At 61.6% G+C, this 13,625-nt stretch carries 11 protein-coding genes; 3 read left to right on the top strand and 8 right to left on the bottom strand.

Annotated elements, in window-relative coordinates; all coding sequences use genetic code 11:
• Positions 1 to 91 precede the first annotated feature (91 nt).
• On the bottom strand, positions 92 to 475 hold the full coding sequence (locus tag M1D68_RS00395) for a COG4315 family predicted lipoprotein (RefSeq protein WP_434608800.1): 384 nt from the start codon (positions 473 to 475) through the stop codon (positions 92 to 94).
• A gap of 151 nt (positions 476 to 626) precedes the next feature.
• Between M1D68_RS00395 and phoB the strand changes: the two genes are divergently transcribed.
• From phoB to M1D68_RS00380, 3 genes are all read left to right on the top strand, one after another.
• On the top strand, positions 627 to 1,316 hold the full coding sequence (gene phoB, locus M1D68_RS00390) for a phosphate regulon transcriptional regulator PhoB (RefSeq protein WP_003177195.1): 690 nt from the start codon (positions 627 to 629) through the stop codon (positions 1,314 to 1,316).
• Between the two features lie 81 nt (positions 1,317 to 1,397).
• Positions 1,398 to 2,684: a phosphate regulon sensor histidine kinase PhoR gene (phoR, locus tag M1D68_RS00385; protein WP_420767174.1), complete on the top strand. Its 1,287-nt coding sequence runs from the start codon at positions 1,398 to 1,400 to the stop codon at positions 2,682 to 2,684.
• 122 nt (positions 2,685 to 2,806) lie between these two features.
• Positions 2,807 to 4,147, top strand: coding sequence for a hemolysin family protein (locus M1D68_RS00380; protein WP_420767116.1), 1,341 nt, complete (start codon positions 2,807 to 2,809; stop codon positions 4,145 to 4,147).
• A 144-nt stretch (positions 4,148 to 4,291) separates the two neighbouring features.
• Here M1D68_RS00380 and M1D68_RS00375 read toward each other — a convergent pair whose 3' ends face one another.
• The 7 genes from M1D68_RS00375 to M1D68_RS00345 form a co-directional block, all read right to left on the bottom strand.
• A complete protein-coding gene (locus M1D68_RS00375) occupies positions 4,292 to 5,188 on the bottom strand; it encodes a peptidoglycan DD-metalloendopeptidase family protein (protein ID WP_457968920.1) in 897 nt (298 codons plus the stop codon).
• Between the two features lie 248 nt (positions 5,189 to 5,436).
• On the bottom strand, positions 5,437 to 6,360 hold the full coding sequence (locus M1D68_RS00370; RefSeq protein WP_420767114.1) for a response regulator: 924 nt from the start codon (positions 6,358 to 6,360) through the stop codon (positions 5,437 to 5,439).
• A 167-nt stretch (positions 6,361 to 6,527) separates the two neighbouring features.
• Complete coding sequence (phoU, locus tag M1D68_RS00365; protein ID WP_030139132.1) at positions 6,528 to 7,289, bottom strand: phosphate signaling complex protein PhoU; 762 nt, start codon at positions 7,287 to 7,289, stop codon at positions 6,528 to 6,530.
• Between the two features lie 114 nt (positions 7,290 to 7,403).
• On the bottom strand, positions 7,404 to 8,237 hold the full coding sequence (gene pstB / locus M1D68_RS00360; RefSeq protein ID WP_420767113.1) for a phosphate ABC transporter ATP-binding protein PstB: 834 nt from the start codon (positions 8,235 to 8,237) through the stop codon (positions 7,404 to 7,406).
• Between the two features lie 170 nt (positions 8,238 to 8,407).
• On the bottom strand, positions 8,408 to 10,078 hold the full coding sequence (pstA, locus tag M1D68_RS00355) for a phosphate ABC transporter permease PstA (RefSeq protein ID WP_420767112.1): 1,671 nt from the start codon (positions 10,076 to 10,078) through the stop codon (positions 8,408 to 8,410).
• 15 nt (positions 10,079 to 10,093) lie between these two features.
• Positions 10,094 to 12,127 (bottom strand): ABC transporter permease subunit, encoded by a 2,034-nt coding sequence (locus M1D68_RS00350; protein WP_434611693.1) that lies wholly within the window; start codon positions 12,125 to 12,127, stop codon positions 10,094 to 10,096.
• Between the two features lie 406 nt (positions 12,128 to 12,533).
• Complete coding sequence (locus M1D68_RS00345) at positions 12,534 to 13,532, bottom strand: phosphate ABC transporter substrate-binding protein PstS (RefSeq protein WP_053127032.1); 999 nt, start codon at positions 13,530 to 13,532, stop codon at positions 12,534 to 12,536.
• Positions 13,533 to 13,625: the final 93 nt, after the last annotated feature.

The raw sequence follows: 13,625 nt of genomic DNA, 5'->3' as shown, positions 1-13,625 counted from the left end.
GCGACCGCTGGATTGTGGGGCCGCTTCGCCCGAAGCGTCGGACCGGCCCAGCGGGAGCAAGCCTCCACAAGCGCAATCTGAACGCCGAAGGTCATTTAGTCTTGGCCACTTTCCATGCACCGTCCATCTTGCCGTCGCCAGTCATGTCTCCGGCCTTCTTGTCCATTACGAAGGTGTACAGTGGTTTACCCTTGTAGGCCCACTGCATCGAGTCATCGTCACGCTTGATCACGGTCCAGTCCCCCTTGGATTCATCTCCCTTCTCGGCCATCAGCGGCGGCCAATTAACCGCGCACTGGCCATTGCATGCGGACTTGCCGGCCGAGTCCTTGGCAAAGGTATAAAGGGTCATACCCTTGTGGTCAGTGAACATGCCATCCTTCTCCATTGCAGGCTCGGCAGCCATCGCCAGTCCAGGCAGAACCAGGGCAGCAGATATCAGCAGGGCTTTGAGAGAAACATTCACGCGCGTCATGGAAACCTTCCTTTGCAGTTGTCAGGATTCGGACTCAAAGCGTAGTCCAGGATCCCCTTTGCTGCCGCCTCAGGAAATAACTGTCACACGACTGCAATAATTCCGTTATCTAATGCGGCGCAAGACAGTTAAATGACAAGAGGATTAACCCATGGTTGGCAGGAGCATTCTGATCGTCGACGACGAGGCGCCCATTCGCGAGATGATCGCCGTTGCGTTGGAGATGGCCGGCTATGACTGCATGGAAGCAGAGAACTCCCAACAGGCCCACGCCATCATCGTCGACCGCAAGCCGGACCTGATTTTGCTGGACTGGATGCTGCCCGGCACGTCTGGCATCGAATTGGCGCGGCGCCTCAAGCGCGATGAGCTGACCGGCGACATTCCGATCATCATGCTCACCGCCAAGGGCGAAGAGGACAACAAGATCCAGGGCCTGGAAGTCGGCGCCGACGACTACATCACCAAGCCGTTTTCCCCTCGGGAACTGGTGGCGCGCCTCAAGGCCGTGCTGCGTCGTGCCGGGCCGACGGATGGCGAAGCGCCCATCGAAGTCGGCGGCCTGCTGCTCGACCCGATCAGCCACCGGGTGACCATCGACGGCAAGCCCGCCGAGATGGGCCCGACCGAATACCGCCTGCTGCAATTCTTTATGACTCACCAGGAGCGCGCCTACACCCGCGGGCAGCTGCTGGACCAGGTCTGGGGCGGCAACGTGTACGTCGAGGAACGCACCGTGGACGTACACATCCGGCGCCTGCGCAAGGCCCTCGGCGATGCCTACGAGAATCTGGTACAAACCGTGCGCGGCACCGGGTATCGTTTCTCGACAAAGGCCTGATACGAGCCCTTACCGCCCGACAAGCTGACAAGGACGCGCGTTCACGTGAATCAAAACTGGCATGGCACCCTCATCCGCCATATGTTGTTGCTGGTTACCGGATGCCTGTTGATCGGCCTGATCACCGGATATTACGGCTGGAGCCTGGCCGTGGGGCTGGCGCTTTACCTTGCCTGGACCCTCAAGCAATTGCTGCGCCTGCATGAGTGGCTGCGCCTGCACCAACCCGACGAAGCCCCGCCCGATGGCTACGGCCTGTGGGGCGAGGTGTTCGACAGCATCTATCATCTGCAACGGCGCGACCAGCGCGTTCGTGGCCGCCTGCAAGCGGTGATCGACCGCGTCCAGGAATCCACCGCGGCGCTCAAAGACGCGGTGATCATGCTCGACAGCGAAGGCAACCTGGAGTGGTGGAACCGCGCCGCCGAAACCCTGCTGGGCCTCAAGACCCCCCAGGACAGTGGCCAACCGGTGACCAACCTGGTTCGCCATCCGCGGTTCAAGGAATATTTCGAGCAGGACAACTACGCCGAGCCGCTGGAAATCCCTTCGCCCACCAACGATCGATTGCGCATCCAGCTCTACATCACCCGCTACGGCAACAACGAGCATTTGATGCTGGTGCGGGACGTGACGCGCATCCATCAGCTGGAACAGATGCGCAAGGATTTCATCGCCAACGTGTCCCACGAGCTGCGTACCCCGCTGACGGTGATCTGCGGTTACCTGGAAACCTTGCTCGACAACGTCGAGGAAGTGAACCCGCGCTGGAGCCGGGCCTTGCAGCAGATGCAGCAACAAGGCGGGCGCATGCAGACCTTGCTCAACGATTTGCTGCTGCTGGCGAAACTGGAAGCCACCGATTACCCGTCGGACAACCAGCCGGTACCCATCGACGAACTTCTGCAGATCATCGTCGAGGATGCACAGGAACTGTCCGGCCCCAAGCAACAGGCCATCACCCTCGAAGCCGACCCGGCCGTCCAGCTCAAAGGCAGCGAGGCGGAACTGCGCAGCGCGTTTTCCAACCTGGTGTTCAACGCGGTCAAGTACACGCCCGAACAAGGACGGATCCACGTCCGCTGGTGGGGCGATGAACAGGGCGCGCACCTGAGCGTGCGCGATTCCGGTATCGGCATCGACAGCAAGCACCTGCCGCGCTTGACCGAACGCTTCTACCGGGTCGACTCCAGCCGCAACTCCAACACCGGCGGCACGGGGCTGGGACTGGCCATCGTCAAACACGTCTTGCTGCGCCACCGTGCACGCATGGAAATCAGCAGCGTGCCCGGTCACGGCAGCACCTTCACCTGCCATTTCGCTCCAGCACAGGTGGTTCGCGCGCGCCTTCCCAACCGCGACGAGTGACGCCGACCAGCCCTTCCCCCTAGGCAATCGCCAAGTCAGCCGCTACATTGGCTGACTTATGCCTGCCTTTTCAGGCACTGATTTCGAACCTTACGCACTTACGGAACCTGCAAAACTCCATCATGGACCCTTCCCCTGGCTTGTCCCTCGTTACGCTCTTCGCCGAATTCGGCATGATTCTCTTTGCTTTGATCCTGGTCCTGCTCAACGGATTTTTCGTTGCGGCGGAGTTCGCCATGGTCAAGCTGCGCTCGACCCGGGTCGAGGCCATCGCCGAGCAGCATGGCTGGCGTGGGCATATCCTGCGCACTGTCCATAGCCAGCTCGACGCCTACCTGTCGGCTTGCCAGCTGGGTATTACCCTCGCCTCCCTGGGCCTGGGCTGGGTCGGTGAGCCGGCGTTCGCCCATATCCTCGAGCCGTTGCTGGGCGCGATCGGTGTCGAGTCGCCGGAAGTGATCAAGGGCGTGTCGTTCTTCACTGCGTTCTTCATCATTTCCTACCTGCACATCGTGGTCGGCGAGCTGGCGCCCAAATCCTGGGCGATTCGCAAACCCGAGCTGCTGTCCTTGTGGACGGCCGCGCCGTTGTACCTGTTCTATTGGGCCATGTACCCGGCGATCTACCTGCTCAATGCCAGCGCCAACGCCATCCTGCGCATCGCCGGCCAAGGCGAGCCCGGGCCTCATCATGAACACCACTACAGCCGCGAAGAGTTGAAGCTGATCCTGCACTCCAGCCGTGGCCAGGACCCAAGCGATCAAGGCATGCGCGTGCTGGCTTCCGCCGTGGAAATGGGCGAGCTGGAAGTGGTGGACTGGGCCAACTCCCGGGAAGACCTGGTGACGCTGGAGTTCAACGCGCCGCTCAAGGAAATCCTGGCGATGTTCCGCCGCCACAAGTTCAGCCGTTATCCGGTGTACGACAGCGAGCGCCAGGAGTTCGTCGGCCTGCTGCACATCAAGGACCTGCTGCTGGAACTGGCGGCCCTGGATCACATTCCCGAATCGTTCAACCTGGCCGAACTGACCCGGCCATTGGAGCGCGTGTCGCGGCACATGCCGTTGTCGCAATTACTGGAACAATTCCGCAAGGGCGGCTCGCACTTCGCCGTGGTCGAAGAGGCCGATGGCAACATCATCGGCTACCTGACCATGGAAGACGTGCTGGAAGTGCTGGTGGGCGACATCCAGGACGAACACCGCAAGGCCGAGCGCGGCATCCTGGCCTACCAGCCGGGCAAGCTGCTGGTGCGCGGCGACACGCCGTTGTTCAAGGTCGAACGCCTGTTGGGGATCGACCTGGACCACATCGAAGCCGAGACCCTGGCCGGGCTGGTCTATGAAACCCTCAAGCGCGTGCCGGAAGAGGAAGAAGTGCTGGAAGTCGAAGGCCTGCGGATCATCATCAAGAAGATGAAGGGGCCCAAGATCATCCTGGCGAAGGTGTTGATGCTCGATTGACCGTCCCGGCGGGCCTCCTGTGGCGAGGGAGCTTGCTCCCGCTCGGCCGGTCCGACGCTTCGGGCGCAGCAGTCGTCGCTTTTGGGGCCGCGTCGCGGCCCAGCGGGAGCAAGCTCCCTCGCCACGAAAAGCCCCCGCGAACGCCTACTGCTTACCCACCGCAAAATTGGGCAGGTCGCCCACCGGTTGGTTGAACTGGTAGGGAATCGACACCAGCCCCAACCCGGTATTGCGCTGTACCACGAAATGCAGGTGCGGGCCGGAGCTGTTGCCGGTGTTGCCCGATAGCGCCAACGGCGTACCGACCGCCACCCGCTGCCCTTCCCGTACGCTCACCGAGCCCTTTTGCAGGTGCAGATAGACACCCATGGTCCCGTCGTCATGCAGCACGCGCACGAAGTTGCCGGAAGGGTCGGTGCCGCGTCCGGTCTGCGAGTTTTCGGTCTTGACCACCACGCCGCCCCGCGCCGCGATGATCGGCGTGCCCTCGGGCATCGCGATGTCCATGGCGTAGCGGTTCTTGGGACCGTAGTGGCTGTATTGGCCATTGGCACCCTGGCTCAATCGAAACGGCCCGCCGACCCAGGGCAGCGGGTAGCGATACGCCTGCGCGGTGCCTGCCGGGTCGCCCAGGGAATATTCGAACCTTGGGGTGTACACGAGGGGCCTGCCGGGCTGGGTGGCGGTGAGCAGCGCCAGGCGCAGGTTGCTGCGCGCCGGCATCACCCGACGAATCGGCCGGCTCGGCGCCCCGCTGACGTTGCGCAACCCGACGAAACTCAGCTCGATCTCGACGGGCGCATACAGGTCATTGCGCACGTAAACCGCGTCCGCGCCCTTCTGCTTCTTGATATCGAGGAACACCTGCCGCTCCAGGCGTTCGACCATCCGATCACGGAACACGAACACCTGGGCGCCTTTGCTGGGGCGGTCGCTATAGGAAACCACGCCATTGGCATCGGTGGATTTGTAGATGGTCATGGCCAGGGCCGGGGTGGCGGCCAGGACGAGACCACAGGCGAACAACAACGGCACGAGCATGGGCAAGAATTCTGTCGAAATGAAGGCCTGCAAAGCAGCCTAGCAGCTGGGATGGACCAGCGTAGTCGGCAGATGTTTCAAAAATGGATCAGCGGTCGGTGTTGGAGCTGATGGCCTCTTCGCGAGCAGGCTCGCTCCCACAAGGGATCTGCTGCGGACACAAATTTTGTGACAAACACAGATCAGTGTGGGAGCGAGCTTGCTCCGGGCGGCGATCCGACGAAAGCGGACTGAGGGGCGCCGCCGTATCAGGCGCCCGGTACGAAGTGCTTCTGGGCGGTGCCGCGGGCGATCAGGCGGGAGATGTAGTCGAGTTTCTGCGGGTCTTTGTCGACGAAGCGGAAGGTCAGTTGCAACCATTCGCTGTCGGGCGTCTGCTCATGGGCGACGATGGCGTGCAGGTAGCCGTTCAGACGAGCGGTCTCGGCGTTGTCGCCCTGTTCCATATCCAGTACCGAGCTTTCCAGCACTTGCGGCAGCGTATCGGTGCGCTTGACCACCAGCAGCGCTTCCTTGAGGCTCAGGGCCTTGATCACGCATTGCTGGGTGCCGCTGGACAGGCGCAACTGGCCTTGGCCACGGTTGGTCGGCGAAGTGGTGGCGGCCGGCGCCTTGACCGGCGGGCTGTTGAGCAAACCACGGGCTGGAGCAGCTGGGGCGGGCACAGGGGCGGCGGGGGCCGACGCAACAGCCGCCGTCGGGGGCTTGCCACCGGTCAGGGCGCTGAGGGAGTCATTGCCAAACGCCGAGTTCATCTTGGTCGGCGCGCTGTTCATGAGTGTGTCGAGCTTGCCAACCTTGTTCAGGGCCTGTTTGACCTTGGTCAGCAGCTGTTCATTGGTGAAAGGCTTGCTGACGTAGCCGGATACGCCGGCCTGGATGGCCTGGACCACGTTCTCCTTGTCGCCACGGCTGGTCACCATCACGAAGGGCATGCCTTTGAGGTTGTCCTGCTGGCGGCACCAGGTCAACAGTTCCAGGCCGGACATCTCCGGCATTTCCCAGTCGCACAGCACCAGGTCGAACGCTTCACGGGCCAGCAGGGCCTGGGCTTTCTTGCCGTTCACCGCGTCTTCGATGCGGATACCTGGGAAGTAGTTGCGCAGGCACTTCTTCACCAAGTCACGAATGAACGAAGCATCGTCCACGACCAACACACTGACCTTACTCATCCAGATACACCTCTAAAAAATCCCGGCAAGCATACCGCCTTACTGATGGCATATTGCCAAAAAGCTTCAGTCACGCCGGGACTTTTCGTTCGCGGGGTGCTGCTTTCGACTAAAAAAAGCGCAAAAAAAAAGCCCGACCAGAAGGCCGGGCGCTTTTCTTGGCAATCTTACTTATCGTCAGTTTCACCGGGAACATTAGCGGTTTCGGACGGGGTGCCCTCCACTTCTTCCTTCATCCGCTTGAGCCCCATGTGGCGCACATCGGTGCCACGCACCAGGTAGATGACCAATTCGGAGATGTTGCGCGCATGATCGCCGATACGCTCCAGGGAACGCAGCACCCAGATGATGCTCAACACCCGCGAGATAGAGCGTGGGTCTTCCATCATGTAGGTCGCCAGTTCACGCAGGGCGGTCTTGTATTCGCGGTCGATGATCTTGTCGTACTGCGCCACCGACAGCGCCAGGTCGGCGTCGAAACGGGCAAAGGCGTCCAGCGCGTCGCGGACCATGTTGCGCACCTGGTCGCCAATGTGGCGAACCTCGACGTAACCGCGCGGGGCTTCGCCTTCTTCGCACAATTGGATGGCACGACGGGCGATCTTGGTGGCTTCGTCGCCGATCCGCTCAAGGTCGATCACCGACTTGGAGATGCTGATGATCAGACGCAGGTCGGAAGCGGCCGGCTGGCGACGGGCAAGGATGCGCAGGCACTCTTCGTCGATGTTGCGTTCCATCTGGTTGATCTGGTCATCGATCTCGCGCACCTGCTGGGCCAGGCCGGAATCAGCCTCGATCAGCGCGGTCACCGCGTCGTTGACCTGCTTTTCCACCAGCCCGCCCATCGCCAGCAGGTGGCTGCGCACCTCTTCAAGCTCGGCGTTGAATTGCGCGGAAATGTGATGAGTGAGGCCTTCCTTCGAAATCATGGTTTTGCTCCGCAAAAGCTGTGAGCTGCAAGCTTCAAGCTGCAAGCTGATGTGTGTCGTTACTCGGATCGCTTTTTACTTGCCGCTTGCAGCTTGACGCTTGCGGCTCTACGGCTAGCCATAGCGACCTGTGATGTAGTCCTCGGTCTGCTTCATGGCCGGATTGGTAAACAAGGTATCGGTGTCACCGAACTCCACCAGCTTGCCCATGTACATGAACGCGGTGTAGTCGGACACACGCGCCGCCTGCTGCATGTTGTGGGTCACGATGACGATGGTGAACTTGGACTTGAGCTCGTAGATCAGCTCCTCGACCTTCAGTGTCGAGATCGGGTCCAGTGCCGAGCAAGGTTCGTCGAGCAGCAGGACTTCCGGCTCCACCGCGATGGTGCGGGCGATGACCAGACGTTGCTGCTGACCGCCGGACAGGCCCAGGGCCGAGTCGTGCAGGCGATCCTTGACCTCGTCCCACAGCGCCGCGCCCTTGAGGGCCCATTCCACGGCTTCGTCGAGGACCCGCTTCTTGTTGATGCCCTGGATGCGCAGGCCGTAGACCACGTTCTCGTAGATGGTTTTCGGGAACGGGTTGGGCTTCTGGAACACCATGCCAACGCGGCGGCGCAGCTCGGCCACGTCTTCGCCCTTGCGGTAGATGTTGTTGCCGTAGAGGTTGATCTCGCCTTCGACGCGGCAACCGTCCACCAGGTCGTTCATGCGGTTGAAGGTGCGCAGCAAGGTCGACTTGCCGCAGCCCGACGGGCCGATGAACGCGGTGACGCGCTGTTTCGGGATGTTCAGGCTGACGTCGTACAACGCCTGCTTCTGGCCGTAGAACAGGTTCAGGCCGGGCACTTCGATGGCGACGGTTTCCTGAGCCAGGTTCAAGCTCTGCTTGTCGCGGCCCAGGGCCGACATGTTGATGCCGTGTGTGTGTGCTTCGTGTTGCATGGGAGGCTCCCTGTGCTAACAAATTCGGTTCGGTTGGCCAATGAGTGGCCAGGCCAATCTGTGTATGTGTGGGAGCGAGCCTGCTCGCGATTCAGGCGACTCGGTCTGATTTTAGAACCGAGGTGATGCCATCGCGAGCAGGCTCGCTCCCACAGGAAATCGATGTGTAATCAACTATCCAGTGCTTTGTACTTTTCACGCAGGTGGTTACGGATCCACACCGCCGACAGGTTCAGGATCGCGATCACCAGCACCAGCAGCAGCGCGGTGGCGTAGACCAGCGGGCGGGCTGCCTCGACGTTCGGGCTCTGGAAGCCGACGTCATAGATATGGAAGCCCAGGTGCATGATCTTCTGGTCCAGGTGCAGGTACGGGTAGTTGCCATCCAGCGGCAGCGACGGCGCCAGTTTCACCACACCCACCAACATCAACGGCGCAACTTCGCCAGCGGCACGGGCTACCGCGAGGATCATGCCGGTCATCATCGCCGGGCTCGCCATCGGCAGGACGATTTTCCACAGGGTCTCGGCCTTGGTCGCGCCGAGGGCCAAAGAGCCTTCGCGCACGGTACGTGGAATCCTTGCAAGACCTTCTTCGGTGGCGACGATTACCACCGGCACCGCCAGCAACGCCAGGGTCAACGATGCCCAGAGCAGGCCTGGGGTACCGAAAGTCGGCGCCGGCAAGGCTTCGGGGAAGAACAGTCGGTCAACCGAACCGCCCAGCACGTAGACGAAGAAGCCCAGGCCGAACACGCCGTAGACGATGGCCGGGACACCGGCGAGGTTGTTCACCGCAATGCGGATCAGACGGGTCATCGTCCCCTGGCGCGCGTATTCACGCAGGTAAACCGCCGCCAGCACGCCGAACGGCGTCACGATCATTGCCATGATGAGGGTCATCATCACGGTGCCGAAAATCGCCGGGAAGATACCGCCTTCGGTATTGGCTTCACGCGGATCGTCGCTGAGGAATTCCCAGACCTTGCTGAAATAGAAACCCAGCTTGGTGAGCGTGCCCATGCCGTTTGGCTGGTAGGCATGCACCACTTTGCCGATTTCGATTTCCACTTCCTTGCCGTTGGCATCGCGGGCCGTCAGGCTGTCGCGATTGAACTGGCCATGCAGGTCGGCCAGGCGCGCCTCGATGTCCTTGTAGCGAGCGTTGAGTTCGGCGCGTTCGCTTTCCAGATCGGCCTGGGCGGCGGCGTCGAGCTTGCCGTCCAGCTCCAGCTTGCGACCGTGCAGGCGGATGCGCTCCAGGCCAGCGTTGATCGCGCCGATGTCGGTTTTTTCCAGGGTCTTGAGCTCGTCGGCCAATTGGTTGACCCGCTCGATACGCGCCTGCAACTGCGGCCACGCCGCTTCGCCCTCGGCGATGACCTTGCCTTGTTCCTTGACGTTGACCAGGTAGCCGTAGAAATTGCCCCACTCGCGGCGCTCAAGGGCCATCAGCTCCGGTGGTGTGGTCTGGTTGGTCAGCCAGTCGCCGACGATCCAGGTGAAGTCGGTGCCGTTGAGGTCACGGTTGCCGACCTTGACCAATTCACGGGTCATGAACTCAGGGCCTTCGTCCGGCACCGGCAGGCCAGCACTTTTCAGGCGCTCGCGAGGCACTTCTTCTTTCTGTACGACTTCGCCTACCACCAGGTGCGCAGGCATGCCCGGCACGTTGTAATTGGCGTGGATCAGGTCCGCCGGCCAGAAGTGGCCGAGGCCGCGCACGGCAATCACCGCCAGCAGGCCAATGGTCATGATGACCGCGATGGACACCGCGCCACCGCTGATCCAGACGCCAGGGGCGCCGCTCTTGAACCATCCTTTCAGGGAGTTCTGTTTCACAGACTTCTACCTTTCTTAAAGCGACGAATATTTCTTGCGCAGACGCTGACGGATCAGCTCGGCGAGGGTGTTCATGACGAAGGTGAACAACAGCAGCACCAAGGCCGACAGGAACAGCACGCGGTAATGGCTGCCCCCGACTTCGGACTCAGGCATTTCAACCGCCACGTTGGCCGCCAGGGTGCGCAGGCCTTCGAACAGGTTCATCTCCATGACCGGCGTGTTACCGGTGGCCATCAGCACGATCATGGTCTCGCCCACCGCGCGACCCATGCCGATCATCAGCGCCGAGAAGATGCCCGGGCTGGCGGTGAGGATCACCACGCGAGTCATGGTCTGCCACGGCGTGGCGCCGAGGGCCAGAGAGCCCAGGGTCAGGCCGCGCGGCACGCTGAACACGGCGTCTTCGGCAATCGAGTAGATGTTCGGGATCACCGCGAAGCCCATCGCCAGGCCCACCACCAAGGCGTTGCGCTGGTCGTAGGTGATGCCCAGGTCATGGGAAATCCACATGCGCATGTCGCCGCCGAAGAACCAGGCTTCCAGGTACGGGCTCATGTACAGCGAGAGCCAGCCTACGAACAGGATCACAGGGATCAACAGCGCGCTTTCCCAGCCATCCGGCACCCGCAGGCGAATGGACTCCGGCAGGCGGCTGAAGACGAAGCCGGCGACGAGGATGCCGATCGGCAGCAACATCAGCAGGCTGAAGATGCCCGGCAGGTGCCCTTCGACGTACGGCGCCAGAAACAGGCCGGCGAAGAAGCCGAGGATCACCGTCGGCATCGCTTCCATCAGCTCGATCACCGGTTTGACCTTGCGGCGCATGCCCGGCGCCATGAAGTAGGCAGTGTAGATCGCGGCGGCAACCGCCAGCGGCGCGGCCAGCAGCATCGCGTAGAACGCGGCCTTCAAGGTGCCGAAGGTCAGCGGCGAAAGGCTCAGCTTGGGTTCGAAGTCGGTGTTGGCGGCGGTCGATTGCCAGACGTATTTGGGTTCGTCGTAGTTTTCGTACCAGACCTTGCTCCACAACGCACTCCAGGACACTTCCGGGTGTGGGTTATCCAGCATCAACGGTTGCAGCTTGCCGCCCTGCTCCACGATCAGGCGGTTGGCCCGTGGGGACATGCCGAACAGACCTTGGCCGTCGACTACCTGGTCCACCAGCAAGGTGCGGTGGGCGGTGCTGTGGAACACGCCGAGCTTGCCGGCGGTGTCGAGGGCCACGAAACCCTTGCGGCGTTCCTCGGCGCTGATCTCGACGATGGGCGCGCTGCCCATCTGGAAAGTACGAATCTGTTTGAAGCGCGATTCACCGTCCGGATCGCGAGCCATGAACCACTGGGCCAGGCCACCCTTGGAGTCGCCAATGATCAGCGAAATTCCCCCTACCAACTGGGCGGCCGCGGTGACTTGGGCATCGGCGTTCTCCAGCAGCTTGTAGCGACCGTTCAGGCTCTTTTCCCGCAGGCTGAACACGTCGGCCTGGGCGCGACCGTTGACCACGTACAACCACTGCTGGCGCGGGTCGACGAAAATGTTCTTCACCGGCTCGGTCATCTGCGGCAGGTCGATACGCGTCTGCTCGCTGGTGATTTCGCCGGTCATCATGTTTTCTTCGCTGGTCAGCGACAGCACATACAGCTGCGCGCCACTGGAGCCGGCCAGCAGCAGCGTCGAATCGGTGGCGTTCAGGCTGACGTGTTCCAAAGCCGCCCCCTGCTCGTTCAGCGCGATCGGCGCCTCGCCGTACGGGTATTCGATCGCGGGCGAAATGGTTTTCTTGCCATCGGGGTAACTGACTTTATAGGTGTGGCGGAACACCAGGGCCTGGCCGTTGGACAGGCCGATCGCCACCAATGGGCTGCCGGGCTGGTCTTCACCAATGGACGTCACACTGGCGCCGGCCGGAACCGGCAGGTCGACGCGGCGCAGTTCGGCACCGCTGTCGAGGTTGTAGAACAGCGCCTGGCCCTTGTCGGAGACCCGCATGGCCACTTGGTTCTGCTCTTCGATGGCGATCATCAGCGGCTTGCCGGCGTCTTGCATCCAGGCTGGGGTGATCGAATCCTTGGCGGTCAGGTCCGCGCCCTGGAACAGGGGCAGCACCACGTAGGCGAGGAAAAAGAAAATCAGGGTAATGGCCGCCAGGACGGCGAGGCCGCCCACCAGCACGTACCAGCGGGTCAGGCGATCCTTGAGCGCACGAATGCGGCGCTTGCGTTGCAGCTCAGGCGTATTGAAGTCAATGCGCTTGGGAGGGGAAGTCGTAGTCATTGTGGAGTTGGCCAGATCATTCATGCGCACACCCTAGCGATCCTGCATGACAGAAAGATGACAGTGAAGTGACGCAACAAATCCGCCGCCAGCTAGAAGCGGCAGCGGATGGGAAAATTGGGCGGTGGCAGTGGTCTGCACTCCCACCGCAGCCCGGGCGTTGGCCCGGGCTCAGGTGTTACTGCTTGGCGACGTTGCCGCCTTCCTGCAGGCCCAGGTCAGCCAGTGCCTTGGCGGCAACTTTGGCTGGAACCGGGATGTAGCCGTCCTTGACCACAACTTCCTGGCCTTGCTTGGACAGGATCAGCTTCACGAACTCGGCTTCCAGCGGGGCCAGAGGCTTGTTCGGCGCCTTGTTGACGTAGACGTAGAGGAAACGCGACAGCGGGTACTTGCCGTTCAGGGCGTTTTCTTCGGTGTCTTCGATGAACTCGCCGCCTTCTTTCTTGGCCAGGGCAACGGTTTTCACGCTGGCGGTCTTGTAGCCGATACCCGAGTAGCCGATGCCGTTAAGCGAGCTGCTGATCGACTGCACAACCGAAGCCGAACCCGGCTGCTCGTTGACGTTTGGCTTGTAGTCGCCCTTGCACAGGGCTTCTTCCTTGAAGTAGCCGTAGGTGCCGGACACCGAGTTGCGACCGAACAGCTGGACTGGCTTGTTGGCCAGGTCGCCGGTCACGCCCAGGTCGCCCCAGGTCTTGACGTCAGCCTTGGCGCCGCACAGGCGAGTCGAGGAGAAGATCGCATCGACCTGGGCCATGGTCAGGTGCTTGATCGGGTTGTCCTTGTGCACGAACACGGCCAGGGCGTCCACGGCAACCGGGATAGCGGTTGGCTTGTAGCCGTATTTCTGTTCGAAGGCCTGCAGCTCGTTGTCTTTCATCTTGCGGCTCATCGGGCCCAGGTTGGCGGTGCCTTCGGTGAGTGCGGGTGGCGCGGTGGAGGAACCGGCGGCCTGAATCTGGATGTTTACGTTCGGGTATTCTTTCTTGTAGTTCTCGGCCCACAAGGTCATCAGGTTGGCCAGGGTATCGGAGCCGACGCTGGACAGGTTGCCCGACACACCAGTGGTCTTGGTGTAGCTCGGGATCGCAGGGTCAACAGCGGCAACCGCGTTGGCAGTCGCAACGCCAGCAGCGACAAAGGTCATTGCCGCCATCAAACGCTTCAGTTTCATGCCTTACTCCTAGCAGATAGGTGTGTTAAGTCGGCCAAGTATTGGGAAGCCGTGTGAACACTCTATGGCTGAAATATGACAATTGGATGAAAG

Source organism: Pseudomonas sp. R4-84, from assembly GCF_054130985.1.
The sequence above is the reverse complement of the archived record's forward strand: the minus strand, read 5'-3'. Positions and strand labels throughout refer to the sequence as shown.